This window comes from Moorena sp. SIO3B2, from assembly GCF_010692525.1.
In the GTDB taxonomy this organism is placed as follows: domain Bacteria; phylum Cyanobacteriota; class Cyanobacteriia; order Cyanobacteriales; family Coleofasciculaceae; genus Moorena; species Moorena producens.
Window position 1 is genome coordinate 1 of sequence record NZ_JAAHHE010000046.1, and the last position, 20,916, is coordinate 20,916.

Annotated in this window: 17 protein-coding genes; 6 read left to right on the forward strand and 11 right to left on the reverse strand. The window is 43.8% G+C overall.

Features of this window, described 5'->3' with window-relative positions; genetic code table 11:
• From F6K38_RS13560 to F6K38_RS13575, 4 genes are all read right to left on the reverse strand, one after another.
• The coding region (locus tag F6K38_RS13560) for a carbohydrate ABC transporter permease (protein WP_287356731.1) at window positions 1-804 on the reverse strand (804 nt) is incomplete at its 3' end.
• A gap of 124 nt (window positions 805-928) precedes the next feature.
• Window positions 929-1,810 (reverse strand): carbohydrate ABC transporter permease, encoded by an 882-nt coding sequence (locus F6K38_RS13565; protein ID WP_008187674.1) that lies wholly within the window; start codon window positions 1,808-1,810, stop codon window positions 929-931.
• A gap of 333 nt (window positions 1,811-2,143) precedes the next feature.
• A complete protein-coding gene (locus tag F6K38_RS13570; RefSeq protein WP_287356733.1) occupies window positions 2,144-3,409 on the reverse strand; it encodes an ABC transporter substrate-binding protein in 1,266 nt (421 codons plus the stop codon).
• Window positions 3,410-3,461: 52 nt separating this feature from the next.
• Window positions 3,462-3,632: a hypothetical protein gene (locus tag F6K38_RS13575; protein WP_008187672.1), complete on the reverse strand. Its 171-nt coding sequence runs from the start codon at window positions 3,630-3,632 to the stop codon at window positions 3,462-3,464.
• A gap of 384 nt (window positions 3,633-4,016) precedes the next feature.
• Here F6K38_RS13575 and F6K38_RS13580 point away from each other — a divergent pair, with 384 nt between their 5' ends.
• Window positions 4,017-4,847, forward strand: a complete 831-nt coding sequence (locus F6K38_RS13580; RefSeq protein ID WP_044494144.1) for a hypothetical protein — start codon at window positions 4,017-4,019, stop codon at window positions 4,845-4,847.
• A gap of 385 nt (window positions 4,848-5,232) precedes the next feature.
• Window positions 5,233-5,355, forward strand: a complete 123-nt coding sequence (locus F6K38_RS13585) for a hypothetical protein (RefSeq protein ID WP_267872071.1) — start codon at window positions 5,233-5,235, stop codon at window positions 5,353-5,355.
• A 34-nt stretch (window positions 5,356-5,389) separates the two neighbouring features.
• Here the strand turns inward: F6K38_RS13585 and F6K38_RS13590 are convergent, their stop codons facing one another.
• The gene (locus tag F6K38_RS13590; protein WP_008187668.1) at window positions 5,390-6,298 is read right to left on the reverse strand and encodes an MBL fold metallo-hydrolase; all 909 of its coding nucleotides are present in this window, start codon (window positions 6,296-6,298) and stop codon (window positions 5,390-5,392) included.
• Between the two features lie 531 nt (window positions 6,299-6,829).
• Between F6K38_RS13590 and proB the strand changes: the two genes are divergently transcribed.
• A complete protein-coding gene (proB, locus tag F6K38_RS13595; protein WP_008187667.1) occupies window positions 6,830-7,945 on the forward strand; it encodes a glutamate 5-kinase in 1,116 nt (371 codons plus the stop codon).
• Here proB and F6K38_RS13600 read toward each other — a convergent pair.
• Together F6K38_RS13600 and proX are read right to left on the reverse strand one after the other, a co-directional pair.
• Window positions 7,942-8,064, reverse strand: coding sequence for a hypothetical protein (locus F6K38_RS13600; protein WP_287356734.1), 123 nt, complete (start codon window positions 8,062-8,064; stop codon window positions 7,942-7,944). The genes proB and F6K38_RS13600 overlap by 4 nt on opposite strands.
• A 29-nt stretch (window positions 8,065-8,093) precedes the next feature.
• Window positions 8,094-9,134: a glycine betaine/L-proline ABC transporter substrate-binding protein ProX gene (proX, locus tag F6K38_RS13605; protein ID WP_008187666.1), complete on the reverse strand. Its 1,041-nt coding sequence runs from the start codon at window positions 9,132-9,134 to the stop codon at window positions 8,094-8,096.
• Window positions 9,135-9,229: 95 nt separating this feature from the next.
• Between proX and F6K38_RS13610 the strand changes: the two genes are divergently transcribed.
• Window positions 9,230-9,382, forward strand: coding sequence for a hypothetical protein (locus F6K38_RS13610; protein ID WP_154659873.1), 153 nt, complete (start codon window positions 9,230-9,232; stop codon window positions 9,380-9,382).
• A 48-nt stretch (window positions 9,383-9,430) separates the two neighbouring features.
• On the opposite strand, the gene F6K38_RS13615 is transcribed toward F6K38_RS13610, so the two are convergent.
• The 3 genes from F6K38_RS13615 to F6K38_RS13625 form a co-directional block, all read right to left on the reverse strand.
• Window positions 9,431-9,826, reverse strand: a complete 396-nt coding sequence (locus F6K38_RS13615; RefSeq protein ID WP_008187665.1) for a DUF5615 family PIN-like protein — start codon at window positions 9,824-9,826, stop codon at window positions 9,431-9,433.
• Window positions 9,823-10,197 (reverse strand): DUF433 domain-containing protein, encoded by a 375-nt coding sequence (locus F6K38_RS13620; RefSeq protein WP_008187664.1) that lies wholly within the window; start codon window positions 10,195-10,197, stop codon window positions 9,823-9,825. Before F6K38_RS13620 ends, F6K38_RS13615 begins: the two co-directional genes overlap by 4 nt.
• A gap of 250 nt (window positions 10,198-10,447) precedes the next feature.
• Window positions 10,448-12,079 carry a tetratricopeptide repeat protein gene (locus F6K38_RS13625; RefSeq protein WP_287264818.1) on the reverse strand — a complete coding sequence of 544 codons (1,632 nt, stop codon included), beginning with the start codon at window positions 12,077-12,079 and terminating at the stop codon, window positions 10,448-10,450.
• A gap of 270 nt (window positions 12,080-12,349) precedes the next feature.
• Between F6K38_RS13625 and F6K38_RS13630 the strand changes: the two genes are divergently transcribed.
• Together F6K38_RS13630 and F6K38_RS13635 are read left to right on the forward strand one after the other, a co-directional pair.
• On the forward strand, window positions 12,350-12,604 hold the full coding sequence (locus tag F6K38_RS13630; RefSeq protein WP_008187661.1) for a hypothetical protein: 255 nt from the start codon (window positions 12,350-12,352) through the stop codon (window positions 12,602-12,604).
• A 1,034-nt stretch (window positions 12,605-13,638) separates the two neighbouring features.
• Window positions 13,639-13,788 (forward strand): hypothetical protein, encoded by a 150-nt coding sequence (locus F6K38_RS13635; protein WP_287251148.1) that lies wholly within the window; start codon window positions 13,639-13,641, stop codon window positions 13,786-13,788.
• 145 nt (window positions 13,789-13,933) lie between these two features.
• On the opposite strand, the gene F6K38_RS13640 is transcribed toward F6K38_RS13635, so the two are convergent.
• Window positions 13,934-20,704 (reverse strand): translocation/assembly module TamB domain-containing protein, encoded by a 6,771-nt coding sequence (locus F6K38_RS13640; RefSeq protein ID WP_287356736.1) that lies wholly within the window; start codon window positions 20,702-20,704, stop codon window positions 13,934-13,936.
• Between the last annotated feature and the right edge of the window lie 212 nt (window positions 20,705-20,916).

Sequence of the window (20,916 nt, forward strand, 5' to 3'; positions counted from 1 at the left end):
CACTAGGGGAAATGTTCCTATAACTGTCATAGCCGCAATGGAACCGTAGGGAATCTCTTTTCCCAGAGAACCACTTAACTGAGCCGCAGCAACGGGCAGGGTTTTCAGAGATTCTTGGCTAATGAAAGTGAGGGCTAAAATAAATTCATTCCAAGCAAAAATAAAGGTAAGTATTCCTGTTGTTACTAAAGCTGGAACGGTTAGGGGTAATAGAATTTGGATTAGCATTTGCCAGGTGCTATAGCCATCGACTTTAGCAGCATCTTCTAGCTCTGGCGGTAGCTGTTGAAAAAAGCTGCGCATCACTAATAGGGTGAGAGGAAGGTTGATAGCTGTATAGGAAATAATCAGGCTTAGATAATTATTCCCTAGTTTAATAATTTTGATAAGTTCCAGGAGTCCTAGGAATATCAAAATAAAGGGAAATAATGTGATAATGATAATCCCAGCAATGATGATTTTTTCTGCCCTTAGGGTTAACCGTGCTAAGGCGTAAGCAGCGGGAGTTCCTATCCCTAAACACAATAGTGTGGAAGTAATTGATACAAAGGCGCTGTTGAAAATATAGTGGACTAGGGGGCGCAGGGTAAATAAGTTTATATAGTGGTCAAGTGTATACCGCTTAGGGAAATAAATATTGGGAAGGGAAGAGATATCTTGGTTGACTTTGATGGAAGTGAGGAATTGCCAAAGGAGTGGTGCTAGGCAGAAAATTATCAATAAGATGATTCCTAGGGGCAGGATAATTAGTTTGATAATGTTAATTTGTTTTGTTTTCGGTTGAGGGGATGATGAGTTAGGCATAGGACTTACGAAGTTGAGTTGGTTTTGCCCCCCTAACCACCCAATTTGGGGGGGAATGATGTCAAAGTCCCCCAGAATTGGGGGATTTAGGGGGCTTTGCGTAACTCCTGAGGCAGAATAGTCATTAGTTGCGTGAGCCTAGGGCTATAATTACCACCGTGGTTACCAGTATCAAAAAGGTTACTACCACAAGGGCAGCACCATAACCAAAGTCTAGATAATCCATGACAGTGGTATAGATGTAGAGAGATACAACTTCTGTAGCTCCTCCCGGACCACCTCCAGTCATCACTTTGATCAGGTCGAAGACTCCGAAAGCTTGGGCAAAGCGGAACAGTAGGGAAATTAGGATTTGGGGCGTCAATAGCGGTAGAGTAATTTGCTTGAAACTTTGCCAGGGGGTAGCACCGTCTAGGGCATGGGCTTCGTATAGGTCTTGGGGAATAGACTGCAAGCCAGCTAGGAGCAAAATGCTGATGAAGGGTGTAGTTTTCCAAACGTCTGCGGCAATCACTGCCATCATCGCTGTTGTAGGGTATCCTAGCCAGTTGATTCCGTCTTGAATAATACCTAGACGCAGTAAGATATCATTCCAAACCCCAAACTGGTCATTAAACATCCAAGCCCATACTAGACCGATCAAAGCAGTTGGCAAGGCCCAAGGCAGGATAGCGATGGTGCGCACAATACCCCTTCCTTTAAAGGTTTGATTTAAAATTAATGCGATCGCAATTCCTAACACCAGTTCCAGAGCAACAGATACTGAGGTAAAAATCACAGTATTCCAGAGACTCTGCCAGAAGCGACCATCCCCCATCATTCGCCCATAATTATTGAGACCAGAAAAGACCGGTTGTAGCTGTGTCCCTAGGTTCTTAGTGAACAAACTTAACCAGAACGAACGCAAAATAGGATAGCCATAGACTAGCAGCAGTAGTAACAATGCTGGTGTTACCAACAACCACCCTGTCCTTTGCTCCTGCGCTGCTATCGGATCAGTTTTCATTCAACAATTTAGAATTTAGAATTTAGAATTTAGAATTTAGAATTTAGAATTTAGAATTTAGAATTTAGAATTTAGAATTTAGAATTATACATTCTGCCTTCTGCCTTCTGCCTTCTGCCTTCTGCCTTCTGCCTTCTGCCTTCTGCCTTCTGCCTTCTGCCTTCTGCCTTCTGCCTTCTGCCTTCTGCCTTCTGCCTTCTACATTCTACATTCTACATTCTACATTCTACATTCTTCCTTCTACATTCTTCCTTCTACATTCTTCCTTCTACATTCTACATTCTACATTCTTCCTTCTTCCTTCTTCATTCTTCATTCTTCATTCTTCATTCTTCATTCTTCATTCTTCATTCTAAATTCTACCGACAACAGCCTACGGGTTTGATCAGCTGCTGCTTTCATCATTTTTTCAGCACTGAGTTTGGGATTAGTTAGCACAGCATTGAGGTACCGTTGTAAAATATCAGATACCTGAGAATATTGGGGAACTGGTGGACGCAAGACAGCCCCCTCTAACACCTCTAGCAATTTTGGATAGTGGGGATACTTAGCAACAATATCTGGGTCTGCAAACAGCTTCCGTCGGGTTGGCAGATAGCCAGTTTCCAGAGTATACCGACGCTGGGCTTTGTCACTGGTGAAATACTCAATAGCTCTCCAGGCTTCCTCAGGATGTTTGGAAGATTTAGCAATTCCCAAACCCCAACCTCCTAAGCAAGCACCAGCTTTGCCACCAGGACCATGAACCATAGGGCTAATGCCAATCTTGCCTTTGACCTTTGAACCCTCTTGATTTGCCAATGACCAAACATAGGGCCAATTCCTCAGAAATACTGCATCCCCATTTTGAAACAACAGTCGTGTTTCTTCTTCCTGATAGGTAGTGACGCCAGGGGGTGAAATCCCTTGTTTGATGGTGCTGCGCAGAAATTCTACAGCTTTAATCGCTTCCGGTTTATCCAAACCCACTTCCAAGGTTTCCGGGTCAACCCAGAAACCACCAAAGCCTGCAAGTATCTCCACAAACATGGCTGATAACCCTTCATATTGACGACCTTGCCAAAGATAGCCCCATTTGGGATCATGGTTTTCCTGCAATTGTTGGGAAATGTTGACCAACTGCTCAAAGGTTTTTGGCTCTTGGAATCCAGCTTGCTCTAGCAAATCCTGACGATAGTAGAGGATACCACCATCGGAACGGAATGGTATGCGGTATAGTTTCCCCTGGTAGCGTCCTGAATCAACTGCTTTATCCAGAAATTCGTTTAAATACTCCTTACTAACTCGCTCCGATAAATCTAGTAACCACCCTGCAGCGGCAAATTTAGGAGCCCAAATCACGTCCATGTTAATCAGGTCATAGGGTGAGTCTCCTAAAATGAAAGCAGAGGTATAGAGGTCTTCTGTTAAGTCAGAGTTTAATGGTCCTTCGATCAGTTCGATTTGAATATCTGGATTCTCTAGCTCAAAATTCTTGACCAGTAGTTCCTGCCAATAAGCAAATTCCCCCGCTCCCATCAATAGGGTGAGTTGAACAGGGGGCTGGGTCAGTGCTGGTAGTGCCCAAAACTGGGACAGGAGCACACTGGCAACCAGCATTCCCAAAAGAATCAGGATTACGAAAGGTCTAAGCAGTTTAGTGAAACCTTAATCAGCGCGTCGCAGCATTCATCAGTTTAGCATCAACTATCCGACTCTCTAGGAACTTCATACAGATCGGCTTTGCCCCGAGCATAACTATGGGCAAGCTCAGAAGAGCAAAGATAATTGTAGATAACACGATTGGTCTCAGGAAAGATTTATCGATTGTAGATTGGTTCATGATTAAATGCTTACCTTAAACAAGTTCTAGTACTGGTGGTGAACTCAATGGCTAGGTAACGTTACAGGCTCCGTAGCCGGTATTGTTCCTGTTTTTGCTCCGTACACAAATAATCTACCGATCTCACCAAGAGCAGTCGATAACTAAAAGTTAAGGAAAGTTATGGAGTTGCCCTAGGATTGGACTTAAATCAAACATGAGGTATACCCAATCGCTAACATAACGCAAATGCGATCGCAAACCCCTGAGGTTCAAACTAGGACAAAACGCTGGAAATAAAGCTACCGTTCAAAACAAACGAAAAGCTGACATGATCAGCGTTTTTAAGTGCCACAAAGCGGTACTAGTCATTGAGTTTTAAGTAGCTATCCTAAGGGAGTAATTGTGAACGGATCTACAATCCAAAAATTAATCTTGGCACCAGTCTTCATTTCAACTACACTCTTTTGTGTCTTCACCTTACCCGTAGCCCTATTTGGTGAAGAGTCCCTCACCATCCGCATGCAAGATGAACTATTTTTTCATGGTAAAGTCAGGGATTCGGCGGCTCCTTACTTGGGACTAGCGATGTTAATCAGTTTGGGAGTAGGTATCTCTAATGCTACTTTAGCTGGGTGGCAGGACTCTTCCCGGAAGTCAGCTACCATTGAGTCTGAGTTAGACACTATCGAGCAAGCTCTTCAGGAGAAGGAAAAGTTAATTCAACAACTACAAGTTTCAACATCCGAGCTGAACACAGAGAAGCAACAGAAGCTAGATAATGTGGTTGCTTATGAAGAAGTAAAATTTGCTGCTGCCAGCGTACCGATGGCAAAGAAGGTTTCTCGGACCGTGGTCATGGAGAAACCGATAACAGTTATGGAACCGTTAATAGTTACCCAGGAACCAGTGCTTGAAAACCTAGGGATGTCATGGCAACAGAGTAAGGTAAAAGCTGGAATCTATCAGTTTGCCTCTGCTCAAACGTTCTTAGGCTACACCAAGGGATGCAGTCGGCCAAAGGGAGTTTCCCCCATTCGCGACGGCATCAAGAATACTTCTTCTGCATCTGAACAATCCACAAGCATCAGAAATCCTCAAGTTCTGGCGAAAAAAATTGTGCTAGTTGAAGCACTCCAAAGTCAAATCCAAAACCTATCGGTTCAGCTAGAATCTCTCCAAACATCTTTAAAAGCAGCACCCCAAGTATCTGATCAAGCTCAAGTTGCAGCTTAGATAATAAGTAAGCTATCAGCATTCAGCTATCAGCATTCAGCTATCAGCATTCAGCTATCAGCATTCAGCTATTGGCCAAGCTACGGAAACAGCTTTTTAATAAAAGAAGCTGACCGCTGACCGCTGACCGCTGAATGCTGACAAACTATCAGCAGCACTTTATAGGCGGTCTTTACTTTAAAAAGACCGCCTATGACTATAAGAAGCATGTTATATTATTAAGTACAGTTAATCACTTTTAAAATCGGTTATCCTCTGAAAGTTAATTGTTAATTGTTAATTGTTAAGTTTTAATTTTTAATTTTTAATTAACAATTAATTTTATTTTTAGGAATGATATAGCGTTGATCATAATTTGATCATACTTACAGCGTTTTTCATAACTATGAGGTACACAGGATTTTTTCCCTGTTCCCTGTTCCCTGTTCTGTTCCCTGTTCCCTGTTCCCTGTTCCCTGTTCCCTGTTCCCTGCTCCCTAAAACCTACTCCCTGCTCCCTAAAACCTAGCATTTTGTACCTCACGACCTTGAAAATTGCTAGATTAAACTTTGCTCAGAGGCATTTTCCCATCCTTAACCTCAAGCAGATGTGACCTAGAGGATTCCACTAGGTCAATTTCCAGACCTTCCCGCGCCATAATCGTATTAGAAAACTCCTTAACAGCCTGTTCTCCAAGCTGATCCAAGAAATCATCGTTATGGAGGGGGTCATGATGGAAGATGACTAATTTTTTAGCATTAGCAGCTCGAGCAACTTTGATAGCTTCCTGCCAGGTGGAATGTCCCCAACCAATTTTGCTCGATATCTCAGAGTAGTATTCTTGATCAGTGTAGGCAGCATCATAAATCATCAGGTCTGCATTACGGGCCAGCCGCAGGACATTTTTATCGAAACCTTCTTCGAGGTGTTCTGTGTCAGTGATGTAGGCAGCTGAATAGCCTCGCCAGTTAACTCGATAGCCAACGGCTTCACCTGGATGGTTCAAGGGTGCATTTTCTACCGTAATCTCACCAATATTGACTGTTTCTCCAATCTCAAGGTCATAGAACTTCTTTTTCGATTGCATAATTTGCAAGGGCACCGGAAAATTTGGGTGGGTCATCTGATCAGTTAGACGTTTCTCGATGGTGGCACCATTAGGGGCGCGGGTGCCATAAATATGGAAACAATTCCTTTTAATAAAGGCAGGGGTAAAGAAAGGGAAACCCTGAATATGGTCCCAATGGGAGTGGGTAAAAAATAGATGAGCTTCTACGGGCATCTCTTTCAGGAGAGACTGTCCCAAAACTCGCAACCCTGTGCCACCATCAAAAATCAGACGCTCACGACCAACTCGGATCTCTATACAAGGTGTGTTGCCTCCATACCGAACTGTTTCTGGTCCTGGACAGGCAATACTACCTCTGACGCCCCAAAAACGAATAGTGAATAAGTTGTGGGTATTAGACATAATTTTTCCTTGCAGGCTTTTGCAGTTAGTTCATCAGTGAGGGTTTTCTGACGAAGAGGGTGTCAGTGTATGGTAATCCAGGAAGGGGCAAAGGTAAAGCTAGAATAGTCAAGTACCCTTGGCCCAATTCCTATTTACCCTTAGCTTTTCTAGCTAGAATTCAAGCACATTGCACAGCACGCCTTAGCACAAGAGTCACACTAATAATTAGCAACGATCTCACCTGGATGTTACTGGTTAGAGGTGATTAGCGGACTGAATTCCCCTGTTGTTGTAGGGTGTGTCGATTATACAAAGTAGCTCAAGTTTACCAGTATAGTTCATCAATCTGGAACTATGATGGCTCATAGCAAGTACTTCTTATTCCTATGATTCCCAAAAGCTTAGCAATATTCACCTGAATGTCTTGTAAGTTACACAACCCAAGTATGTGATCAAAATCACATACTTGGTAGTGGTACCAGAGGAAAACTACACCTGACATAGATTCCCCCTCGAAGGTATGATCAACAGAAACCAGATTAATGACCAATGACCAATCAAAAGATAGTTGTCAAAGTCGGCACATCTAGTTTAACCCAACCAGCAACAGGTCAGTTGGCCCTATCCACTATTGCTGCCCTAGTGGAAACCCTGAGTCGGCTCCGTTCTGAAGGTCATCAAGTGGTACTGGTTACATCTGGCGCTGTGGGGATTGGCTGTGGGCGACTGGGCTTAACATCACGACCGAATACACTCCCTCTCAAACAAGCGATCGCAGCAGTTGGTCAAGGACGGCTGATGCGGATATATGATGACTTATTTAGTAACCTCAACCAACCTATTGCTCAGATTCTCCTCAGCCGCCGAGATTTTGTACAGCGTAGTTGCTATGTCAATGCCTATGCTACCTTTCGGGAGCTACTCCAGCTGGGGGTGATCCCTGTGGTGAATGAAAATGATACGGTAGCCGTAGATGAACTTAAATTTGGGGATAACGATACCCTTAGCGCCCTAGTCGCTAGTTTGATTGAATCGGATTGGTTGTTTTTACTAACTGATGTGGATAGACTTTACTCAGCAGACCCCCGTAAGGTACCGGATGCTGAACCAATTATTTCAGTCAATAGCATTGAGGAGTTAACTGAACTAGAGGTACAAGCTGATGACTCAGGCTCTGGTTGGGGCACTGGTGGGATGGTAACTAAAGTAGCTGCTGCCCGAATTGCTACCAATGCTGGGGTTAGAACTGTAATCACTGAAGGACGACGTCCGAATAACATAGAAAGAATTTTACAGGGAGAATCCCTGGGCACCCAGTTTGCCCCCCAAGCTCAAACCAATAAAGCCCGCAAGCACTGGATTGCTTACAGTTTAGTGCCAGCCGGGAAACTTTATCTTGATAATGGAGCGCTAAAGGCAGTTTGTGATGGGGGCAAATCTCTATTAGCAGCTGGTATTACTGCCATAGAGGGGGATTTTCGCTCATCAGATGCCGTAGAGCTATGTGACAGCAATGGCATGGAAATTGCTAGGGGACTGGTGAACTACAACAGTAATGAATTACATAAGATTCGAGGGCATAAATCCGAACAAATCCTGACTATTTTGGGTTACAAGGGGGCAGAAACTGTGGTTCATCGGGATAACTTGGTACTGATGAATTAGGGAGTAGGGAGTAGGGAGTAGGGAGTAGGGAGTAGGGAGTAGGGAGTAGGGAGTAGGGAGTAGGGAATCGGGAATCGGGAATCGGGAAAAAATCCTGTATACCTGATAGCTCTGATCAACGCTAGATAACGGTGTTTTGAGGATATTTTTAATTCGTGGCTGCCTTTTTTGCTGATTCTACCCAACTATCAAAGAGTTGCTGATTTTTCTTTATCCATTCTTCGGCATGGCGGCGAATATCTTTTGGGCTACTTTCACCATCTTGTACCAGTTTTTGTTGAGCATTCACATCGTCAATTGGAACTGTCATCAACTCAAACAGGCGTTTGGCAGCTGGATTTGCTGCTAAAAATTTCTTGTTTGCCATCACCCGAACTTTATCCACAGCAAAACCCACATTTTTTCCGTTAATAGTAGTATCTTTTTCGGTTATATTTTCCTGTTCTTTAGGTAGTGAAATAAAAGGAACCTCTAATCTAATGGTATCTTCTCCTGGCTTTAATACTGTCACTGACCAGTGGGGACTATAGCTATAAAATAAAATAGGTTGTCCTTGTTTATAGCGACCCAATGTGGCGGCCAAGAGAACATCATAGTTGCCTTGGTCATGTTCAACGGTATCGCGCAACTTGTAAGCATCCAGCTGATGTTCAATTACCAACTCACACCCCCAACCTGGATTACAACCAGTTAAGTTAGCTTTGCCATCTCCATCAGAGTCAAAAAGCTTGGCAATTTTGGGGTCTTTTAGTTGTCCGAAATTAGTAATTTTGTATTGTTCAGCAGTTTTTTTATCTATCTGATAGCTTTGCAAACCATCAGCAATAATTACTCCCACCTTTTCTAATTTTTGGTCACCACCGTTTTCTAAAAAGAATTTTTTGTGTATATTTTGCCAATGAACACTGTAGAAATCTACGTCGCCATTCCTGACAGAAATGTGTGCCAGGGGAATACTAAGTTGTTTTATTGCTGCAGGTTTATAACCAACCTTTTCCAAACCAATATTGATGATTTCGGAAACAAATAAGGCATAGGTGGAAACCGAGGATGCAGAACTGACCTTGACTCCTTTACCTGCTGTGGATTGACTCCCATTTGGGGTCTGTGCTTCACAGGCGATTAAACTGAGGCATAGAGCTGCTGCTAGGATAATACAAATAAATTGATTGATTTTCCTGATGGTCATTTCTTGGATTCTATTTGATCAGGTGCTATCGGGATGTTACAGCTAGATTTTGCCTGAAATCCTGGTAAGGCGCAATCCCGACTACGGATCATAGGGTGGAATGGGCTGTTGGTGGCATGGGCATGTTGCCTGTTTCATTTCCGGGCAGGCAGGATGCCCACTCTACTGGTCGGGCGGGCAGGATGCCTACTCTACTGCTATTTCGCGCAGCGGGCAGGATGCCCACTCTACTCCTATTGATTCGTTGATTCAGCAACGCCCAATTTCTTGCTTAAACACTGGTTTCCAATGCTATCTTACGGAATGAAGAGCCGACCGACTCCCATATAATTGTCAATTTCAATCACAATTTCAAGTAGCCTATCTACACATTTATCCCGATAGGCTCGTTCATCCAAGACCCGATCAGCATTGCCAATTGTGATGACAGGAAGGGAATTGGACTTGTTTTCTTCACGCAAAACCTTCTCTAATGCATCCTTACCTTTCATCTTTCGATTGGCTGTCAATAGAATCATCTGATTGGCTTGAGCAAAGCGCCAAACAATTCGATCATTGCTATCGATTGGTAGCTCAACTTCTTGAAAGGAGACGAAACGGATGGGGAGAGTCTCAAGCCAACCTTGATTAGCAATGTTGCCTAACAAAACTACTGCATGTCTCTCAAGATTGTGATCAATCAAGAAAATCATGCTTTCTGTGCGTGTCTTGCTTTCTGTTCCTGGAGTTTTGCCCACAACGCTTCTCGACCGGGTTTAGGGGGCATTTTTGCAATGCGAGCAAAGTGTTCTCGATTCCGCTGTTCCCAGTACTGTCGGTTTTCCTGTTCCTCCTGCAAAATAGTTTGATACTCGGCTTCGACTTGGGTACGATTGTCTTCGATGTATGATAGGGCTGCGCTTACTTGTTCCTTAGTTAGGTTAAGAACATCCCCAATTAATTTTGGTGGATACTGAGCTGTGACATAATCCATCACATCGTAGAGGGTGATGCGTGTTCCGGCAATGGTTAATCCCCATTCTGTGCGAATTATAGCTGTATTGCTATTAGAAACTGGAGCCATATCTATCGCTTTCTTAATGTATCTCTATTTTACGAAGTATTTAAGTATTCAGCGGTCAGTGGTCAGCTTAAAATCAGGCGTTGTTTAATAATAGAATGATTTTAAGAGTTTTTTAGAATGGGCATGTTGGTGGAACAGGCATCTTGCCTGTTTCATTTCCGGGCGGGCAGGATGCCCACTCTGCTGATATTCATCCCGCCCCTCAGCAATGGCACATCTGTTCCTAATGCTGCAAGGTCTAGTCACAAAACTAGGGTTTTAACGCAAGACACGCTCGATATATACCCGTCCATAAAGGAGAGCGCAAAATTTGCAGATTTTGACGATAGATTCGAGTATCAGGATCATTTGGCCCTAACTTCTGTTCGGCAATCTCCAATGCCTGTTGATAAAGGGGTTTAGCCTCATCATAGCGCCCGATTGAGTAGTAGAGTAAACCCAGGTTGTTGAGAATGGTAGCCACATCGGGATGGTTCTCACCCAAGCGGCTTCTAGTTATCTCTAAACATTGCTGATACAAGGGTTCAGCCTGGTCATAGCTACCTTGACCGTAATAGAATCTTCCTAAGCCAACAAAGGGCCAGATTAAATCTTCATCCCTGAGCCAGTCAGTTAGGACTGTGGCAGCTTCGGCTAAATGAGGGATGGCGGGGGTAACTGCTGCAATCTGATCGCGAGTTGGTGTCTTGGGAATTTTTTTGGCCACAGCCACCATTCCTTGACAAAAGCGTTGCTTGTAGCAATCGGCCTCTGGTAATTGAGCCAGCTTGGTCTGGAAAAATTCTCGCATTAGTTGATGAAGCCGATAGGTTTGCTGTTCGGTCAGTTGCAACAAATTACGATTTACCAGAAAGCGATTGGCCGTAGGCCACGCTACGCGAACGCGTAACTCTTCCAATACTTCTTGTTGTTGATACCATTGTTCCTGATTTTCATCGATAACACAAGTCTCTACCAGTGACCACTGAAAAGGAGCAGGAGCAAACAAACTCAGAAGACATCCTAACTGTTGGGCTTCTGGTGGCAAACTGTTCCAAGATAACTCAAACGCTTCTACAGAGTAGGCCCTAGCATGATTAATAATGTTACTGGGGTGATTTAAGCTTATCTCTTTTTTTTTGAGGCATTCCTTGATAAATCTCTTGACACCAAGATAGACCTGACTATCTTGAGATTCTGGTTTACATAGGTCAATGTGGTTCTTTGCTATCGCAACCGGTTTCACTTTTTCAATGCCTGGGTTGGCACTATCTGGGTCTACCACCAAAATCCCTTTGACAGGCTGAGTTTCATAGTAGACCTTTGTGGCAATTTCTAAACTCCGAACGTTTTCTCTATACCACTCATTTAATTCCCGTAACTGAGGGTGATGAGCTTTTAGTTCGTCCACACTTACGGTGGTTTGTGCGAGAACACCAATATTATCAATTAAACTAGCTAGATGAGACCCAGTGTGGGGAGTAGCCAGAAATACAACCCCTTTCGTCTGCTCAAGAATAGCTTGCTTTTGAAAGGTCAAGGCACTGTTGAGCATCTTTTTGACTAAAAGCCCGCCCATACTGTGAGCAATAAAGATTAATGGACGTTGGCCGAAATCGTTGATATCTAGCCACTCTAATAAATTACTGGCTTGATCGAAAAGGGGCATACTGCTGTGGCTTGTCCAGTTTGTCGCTTCAGCGTCATACCCAAAAGACCAGATGTTAACGCATAAATTATCTTTTCCTAACCAACCTAGCCAGCAGTCATCATCATCCCGTTTTCCCTGGGGATGCCAGGTGCTGATAGCATCCCCTCCCAGCCCGTGAACAAACACCACATCCGCACTGGGCAATAAGTCCTGATAGCTTGAGATTTCGATTAAGCCGGTTAAATCCCTCAACGGTTACCCTCAAGTTAATTATATAGCATTAACTAGTAGATGCCTGAAACCCAATCTCGAATTATTTTAACACAGGAAAATATAGGGAGTCGGAAATTCTAAATTCTAAATTCTAAATTCTAAATTCTAAATTCTAAATTCTAAATTCTAAATTCCATAACCGTACAATTTCTTTCAATTATCCCTCCGAAAAAAAATTATAAAACCCCTTGACAAATTAAAATGTTATCGTTATGATTATATTTGTAACTTAACAACGAATTGTTAACTATGTCCGACAATTTTCGCCCTAACCCAGAAAACAATCCTGAGGAAATTACTCCTAGTAATACGCCTCAGGAACCTTCCCAAAAAAAATACCCCATTAAGCACATTTTGAAAGGCTCCCGCCAGGCAATAAACAACACCATTTATACCCTTTATGCACGGGGTTACGCCCAAGTTGACGAGTGGAGCCCCCTTCAGCCGACTGACATTCCTGGCGAATTCATGACGGTAATGACGAAGTACTTAATGCTGGGTTAAGGGCTTAAATTTTGGGGGGCTTTGCCCCCCCAAAGCATCAGGTCTGATGTCAGCGGTCAGCGGTCAGCCGTCAGTGGTCAGTGTTTAGCTGATAGCTGAAAACGGATAGCTAATAGCTAATAGCTGATACGCGACACGCTGATAGCTTACGGTCTGATCGGATTATGTTTGATTAGGTTTACAAAGTTGAGACATAAGTAACAATTCCTAGCCGTGGAACATAGTTCTGCGGCTACTTTTTTTTGGTTAGCAGGTTGTTCGCGTAGCGTGGCCTTTTGGCCAAGGTTATTTGGTTGTTCGCGAAGCGTGGCCTTTTGGCCAAGGTTAGATGGTTGTTCGCCTTTGGCGTTCGAGTAGGGTAGGTTTAAGGTTATGATGTTGTAGGTTATTAACAGGCTCAGCTGATCAACACAAGACCTCTTGAGGTGATCAACAAGTGTTCTATTGTGATTAATCCTTGGTGGGCAGTGCCTAGCAACCCGATCGCAAGCACATTAATCTGTCTGTTGCACTGCCCACCCTACATCTACTTAATAAAATTCTCCTTGGTGGGCAGTGCCTAGCAACCCGATCGCAAGCACATTAATCTGTCTGTTGCACTGCCCACCCTACATCTACTTAATAAAATTCTCCTTGGTGGGCAGTGCCTAGCAACCCGATCGCAAGCACATTAATCTGTCTGTTGCACTGCCCACCCTACATCTACTTAATAAAATTCTCCCCATCTCCCCATCTCCCCGACTCCCGACTGTTGTGCCATTTCAAGACAACGGCCCAGGGGAACTTATCTGTAGTATTTGGGAGCATCCCAATTTGGCACGTTAGCTCTTTTTAGGGGGCTGAAACCCTTGAAATATCGTTGCTTTGGGTAATATTGTTTCCAAAATGGGATGCTCCCTAGTATTTTGAACAAATAGTATAAGAAAGGGAATAGGGAACAGGGAATAGGGAATAGGGAATAGGGAATAGGGAATAGGGAATAGGGATAATAGTTGACTATTTCAGCTGTTTGACCGGCGTTGCTTAATAATGGAATGATTTTAAAAGTTTTGTGCAATGGGCATCTTCCCGTAGAATGGGCATCTTGCGTGGAACTGGCATCTTGCCAGTTTCATGCTTATTTTCGAGCGGACAGGATGCCCACTCTACTCCTATTCATTCAAAGATTTAGCAACGCTGTTTAACTCGATGGTGCGTTACGGGGCGGACTATCGGAACACGGGTTACGAGGCGGAAAATGAGGGCAAGTCCGCCCCTAACACACCCTAAGCACTAAATTCTAAATTCTAAATTCTAAATTCTAAATTCTAAATTCTAAATTCTAGCTAATCAAAATTGCCATTTATATCTAACTTGTACCTCATTAAACACGTAGTCGTAACTCAATTCAACTGAGGAAGTTTGTCCCAAATCATAAACGGCATCGAAGGTTGGGTAAACCTGTAAATCAGCTAAACCGATGGATCTCCCGACATTACTGACTTGTTCTTCAACAGTAAATAAAATATGTTTGATAATTGGTCGAACAACATACTGAGTAATCACTAACTCAGCTATTTCTCGTTCATTGCTGTTAGCGATAGTTTCAAATTGGGTAATAAAACTGTTACCGAGCAGAGCGATAATTCCACTTTCACTGCGGGGAGGAGTACTGGTTAAGGTGACAATGGGAGAAAATAGAAACGCTTTGTCCTCACTATTAGCTATAGCTTCCCCATAAACACACTCAGAGAGCTGTTGGAATTGTTGCCGAGACAAGATGGTTGTTTTTGAACCAAGTTTAGCTAGTCCCCTATCTTGTCCACTACTGGTAATTTGCTGATCAGCACAATAATCTTTCTCTCCTCCTAGGGCAAGGATTTTACTAGTTTGACCTTTGATGGCGAGGGTTACCTTTACTTGGTCGGGTCGAGAAGACTGCACGACATTCTCAAGGATTTCGTTATCAACCCGTCTTTGACGTAAGGCACCAGAAGGCTCAAAGGCTATGGTGATAAACTTAAGATCTAAATTGGGATTGAGTAATCCCTGTTCTGGTACAAATACAATGGTGTTATTGTGCCGCCTGTCTGAAACAAATTCGGTTTCTAATACATCAACTTCCCAACGTCGTAGCGTAATTGTTCCCAATCCTTGTAAGTTTTGGAGATTGCCATTGATAGGACCGTTGAGGGTTAAATCACCAGCTATTCGAATATCATATATGGGAAACTGTTGTACTCTTAACTCATTTACCAAATTTATCTGAAAATTCCTTAACCTAGGCACAAACAGATTATTTATTCTACTACGGACTACTGAGGGAGTCTGATTAGACGTATTCTTAACGGGTTTTTCGTCACTTGCTTGGGTCTTGGTTTCCTGTATCTTCGGTATAAAGGCTTGCCCATTTTCTAAGTTAATGTTTCCTCCAATAACTGGACGCAATGCTGAACCCGTAATCACGATATTACTTGCTACTCCCCCTTCATAGAGCCCTGCTAACTTTAGGTTATCTTTAGGAATTGTCAGGGTTAGGGGATTGGAGGAGTTTGTCGTATTTGACGCTATCCTATTTGACACTATCGGCAATTGCCCAGACAGGGAGAATCCAATCCCTGCTAGGTTACCCTCGATAGTTTTTTGACCTTCTCTATCTGGATAGTTTACTACTTCCAGGCGCTGCTGATCTAACTTAACCTTGCCTACAACATTGAGGGTAAAGTCATCTTCTAGGAGCTTAGTTTTGAGAGTGCCATTCTGGATATTAACCTCAGATGTTCCTGATAAGTCTTTAATTTTGATACCATCTGCTAACTCCAAACTTCCACTAACATCCAGGTCTATATCAGCGGTTCTATCCTCTCCATTCACCCATTCCACTTGTTTTTGAGTCACTACACCAAGGAGTGCCATTGCTGGAGTTGCCAGCTTGAGGTTGATATCTATGCGATCGCTATCTGGTTTGGGGGGAAAGGGGACTTTACCAGAGACTTGTAGATAATCTGGTTTGTTGGTGTCAAAGTCAAGACGAGAATCAACATAGTCGAAATTGACTTCAATATCATCGAGGGAGGTATTATTGACGGAGCCATCTACAACAGCGACTTGCCCATTGGTGACTTGGGGATTGGTGAGACTACCACCCAGCTGGCCTTTGGCATTTAAGTTACCTGTAATATTAAAGGGAATAGTGACAAAATTGCTTGCTAAGTTGCTAACGGTCTCTAGAGATAGATTCTGGAGGAGGAAGTTTCCTGAGTTGCTTTCTTGGCCAAGCTGTCCTTGAAATGCTAAGACTGTTTCCCCCAATTCCATTCGGGCTGGCTGCACAGTAATCACACCTTGGTCGTAACTTCCTTTAGCAACTAATTGGTTGACCACAATAACTTGATTGGGAGAATTAGCATACCACTGCCAATTGTTGCCTTCAACATTAAAATCGACTTTAGGATTAGTCAAGATTCCAGCAACAGCAATTTCTCCAGTATACTTACCTCGAATATCTAAATTAGTCAGGAGTGTAGTGGGATTAAACGGGTTAGCGACAGCGTCGTCTAGGGCATTAATTTTGGCAAACCGTCCTAGGAGAGTAGCTAGGGAGCCTGGTATAATACTAGGGAATGGTCGTAATTGGTCAGCGTTGCCAAATTTCTTGTTACCAATTTTATCACTAGAGGAATTAGTAGTAGAGGAATTAGTAGTTTGGAATCCTTGAGCGATGTCGATAATATCAACACGTTTGACAATAGTCAGTAGGTCTTCAATATAGGCTTCTGGAATAGTAAGCTTGCCGTTTATTTGTTGAGACTTGAGATTAAATCGACCATCTTTGAATAAATATCGACTGTTACCTAAGATTAAAGCAGCTGATGCAATCTGGGCAATATGATCTTGATAGGATAAGTTAGCACTAACTTGTTTAGCTTTGATTTCTCCTAGAGCAAGTTCCTTAATTTCGATAGTATTACGACCAGAGGTTTCTAGGGTGAAAAGATTCAGGTTAGCTTGCCCTGTTACCTCGCCTTCCAATCTACCGGGAATACCGTAGATCAAACCAGGGGTCAGATTAAGGATAGCTAGGGAAAAATTCTTGATCTGAGCCCTTAAGTTATCTCCCCGGCGTACTCCTGTGATCAGAATCGGGAATTGTGACCCTTGTCCCTGTTGGAGTGTAAAGGATGCAGGCAGATAGGGAGCAAGACATTGGTCTCCTCTAGTACAGGGTTGGAGGCGAGTTGCGATCGCATCTTTCTTTCCTCGTAAATCTATGGCTAATTCTTGTCCTGGCGCAACGGTTACTGGCCCAGCTAACACTGGCTCAAAGGTTAAGTCGTTAACCTTCAAATTCGATAGCTGTAGATTCCCGGTCATATTCAAATTCCCAGGTAGGAAAGGGGCTGAGAGTAAATTTTTCCCTTGGATGCGACCGTTCAAGTCAGCTTGACCCTTGACCTGAATTTGATACCCTGGGGAAATTTGCTCCAAAGGTAACCGACTCAATAGCAGGTTATAGGGCAATTTACTGAGATCAGAACCAACCTCTAGGTTTAGATCAGTTCCAATCTCCCATGGCATCTGACTAGGGTTAGTTTTGGTGAGATGGGACAGTAGGATTACTCCCTTAGCATTAAAGGAATGTTTTGGCAACTCTAGCGATAGGGTATTTGCTTTAATGGTAGCAATAGCACCAGGATTGAGCAGAGGATTGAGGTTTCCGGATAAATTCAGTTGACTGTTCAGCGGTCCTAGCTCTAGTTTTTGGTTACCCAGCTCCGGTAATAACTGACTAACCAGTAAGGAGGAATCAAGATTAGTGGTATTAATTGCCGCTTGCCATAGACCCTTGCTAAGGGTGCTATTTAGGTTAAGTTTCCCTTGGGCTAGTACTCCGTTAAGGTCTGCTTGTAGGTCAGTCTGATTCAGTAGAGTTGGGGGGTCTAGGGTGTTAAGTCGGCTCTTTAACTTGACTTTTCCCCCGATTTCTGTATCGATAGTTGGGAAGTTAGCTAAGGCCATTTGGGATGCGATTTCCCCTACATCCAGGCTGTTTGCGATCGCATCCGCAGTCAGCACCCCAGAGCTTAACTGACCGATAGCATTAACGTTACCACCACCTACACCTAGGTTTCCATCAAAGCTAGCCTGAATTGCCTTGAGTAGGTCAAGGTTAAATGATGAGCCGAAAGCCAGTAGAGACTCTAAAGAACTAGAAAGGTTAGCTTTACCTGACTTGAGAGCTATCGGTAGCGCTAGATTAGGAATACTATTACTCAAGCTAATTTGACCAGCTAATGCATTAACATCCAGATTCCCTGACTTTAACTGACCTTTGGCATTAACTTGACCATCAGCCACCCCTAAGTTTCCCTCAAAATTGGCGTTGATAGTATTGAGGCTATTCAAGTCCCGATTCAAGGCAGAGGCGAGCAGAGATGCCAGGCTTCCGGAAAGATTAAGCTGACCTGACCGTAGCGCTACTGGTATCGTTACATCTGGCACTAGGGGATTGAGCTGAATTTGACCAGCTAATGCATTAACATCCAGATTTCCTGAATTTAATTGACCTGTAGCGTTAACTTGACCATCAGCCACCCCTAAGTTTCCCTCAAAATTGGCTTTGATAGTATTTAGGCTGTTGAAGTCCCGATTCAAGGCAGAGGCAAGCAGAGATGCTATCGTTCCGGAAAGATTAAGCTGACCCGACCGTAGCGCTACTGGTATGGTTACATCTGGCACTAGGGGATTGAGCTGAATTTGACCAGCTAATGCATTAACATCCAGATTCCCTGAATTTAACTGACCTTTGGCATTAACTTGACCATCAGCGACCCCTAAGTTTCCCTCAAAATTGGCCTTGATAGTATTGAGGCTATTGAAGTCCCGATTCAAGCCAGAGGCGATAAGAGATGCTAGGGTTCCCGAAAGATTAAGCTGACCCGACCGTAGTGCTACTGGTATGGCCAAATTGGGAACTAGGGGATTGAGCTGAATTTGACCAGCTAATGCATTAACATCCAGATTCCCTGAATTTAGCTGACCTGTAGCATTAACCTTACCCCCACCCACCCCGAGCAACCCATTAAAATTGCCATCGATAGTATTCATCAGGCTATTGAGGTTGGGAGTTGAGCTAGAAGATAGCAGAGACTCCAGGGAAGCAGAAAGGTTGATTTTGCCAGAATCTAAACCAATCGGTAAACCAAACTTGGGCACTACCTTATTCAGTTTAATTTTAGAGGCTCTGGCGTCCAACTCCACCATGCCCCGATTTACCTGACCTGTAGCCTTCACCTTACCCCCTTCTACCCCCACCTGCATATCTCCTGTTGCCTCAATAGATTTAGGAGAAAAGGATTTGAAACTACCAGAGAGGTTGATTTTTCCTTGGGTTAACTGTCCCGACAGGGGTAAGAAGGGGTCTAGAGGCACAGCGTTAGCCACTACAGTAGCTTCCCACTTACTGGTTTTAAGGTTTCCTGTACCCGTAGCAGTGATTCTCCCTTTACCGACCTTGACCTGGGTGTTACGCAGTAAAATATTCTGATTGAGCAACAGGAGTTCTCCAGCACCAGAAACCCCGATATTCTTTGAAGATGAAGTGGATACCGCTGGTGCTTGCCAAATTAGACTCCCTTGGGGGTTTTGAGTGTTTCCTCTGATGGTAGCTTGGGCGTCGAGGTTGCCCAGGGTAATCTGAGATGGCAGCTTATAGGGAGATGCAATGGCATCCACCGGAAGGGCAGCGATAAAATCGAACGCTAGGGGCATTCCCTGAGGTTTAGTTCCCCCTTGCTGGTCACTAGCCAGTCTTACTTGACCACGCCCAGTAATTTTCCCACCTGCCTCAGGTTTTACTAAGAAATCCGTCAAGACCACTTGGGAAAAATTCCCAGCCAAGTCAGCCCGAATCTGAGCCAACTTAACCTTGTCGATGGTGGTCACTTTAGTATTCCGTAGTGTGCCAGTCACCTCTGGCTGGTTAATCGGACCGGTAATCGATAAGTCCGCTGCCATTTCCCCATCTACTGGCACTGGGGATTTCAGCGGAACAGTTTTCAGCAGTTTCGCCAAGCTAAAGGGCGTGACCTCAACATTCAGGTCAAACCCTTTTGTCCAACCGACTTGACCAGATACCAACGCTTCAATTGCTCCATAACTCCCCTGAGTTTTTTCCAAGCGCACCTGGTCTCCCTGGAAGCGCAGTCTAGCGTTAGCCTTCACCGGTGCCTTCAACGGGTTTACTTGCACCTGAATCCCTTTAAATTCAGCCTTACCCTTAACATCAGGGATTTCCTTAACCGAAGGCAGGGAAATATTCAGTTTGGCATCTAATTCACCAGATTGGAGATTAGCTGGGATATTGGGAATAACCGCTCTGATTAACGGCATCAGCTCCGCCAATGCCAAGTTTTGGACGTTGACCCTAGCTTGACTTTGCCCAGTTGTCAGCCATGTCTTGCCCTCCAGTTTGGTCTTACCCTCAGCAATAGCAGTTGTGATACTATACTTGAGACGCTTATTGTTGTTGGATAAGCCAGCAGTAGCATCAAGTTTGAGCTTGAATGGATTAGTCTGACCATAGGGTAAAAGGGCAATTTTACCATTCCACACCCGCACCTTAGCATCCAAATCAATCGGAGGAGAGAAGGAATTATCGAAATTCAAGTCTTTTAAGTTAATCCATTCCCCATTCGCTTCCTGTTGGGCATACACATCCACATTTACCAAGTTAATGGTCACAGGCAAAGAGCGTTTGACAAGTAAAGGCAAGGGATTAAAACCTACTTTGATCGCTTTGATAGCCACATGGTCAGGGTCAGTGGTGGTAGCTGGGATAGAGGATGGTCCCAACTCCAGGCTAGTCAGGTATAAGGCTTTCAGTTGTCCAACCCGTACATCTCGCTTGATGACATTACTCAGTTCAGTTTCAATCCAGCCAGGTAAGTTTTGGTATAGCCACATCCTGACCCCAAAATATCCCACCAGACCAATGGTCAGGGAGATCATGGCAAAGGTAATAGTAGAGGGACGTTTTCCCCATTGGAGTATACTGGCTACAGCACTCCGGCTTTGATTTGCCTCTGGTTCAGGGGGAGGATTTTGGGAAGACTTGGTCATATCCGAATATCAGGATGATTAGAGGATTTGCTGAAAATTATTCCAGATCGGCTGCAATATATTCCGGAAATTGACTGATACAGGGTCGCTAAAATTTTATGGAATTCCCCAAGCCAAAACCCCGTGTTTTTAAACCACCGGATATAGGCTCGTAGCGACTTTAGTCGCCGTGGAAAAATATCTTGAGGAATTCCGGAATCATCGTTAAAGCC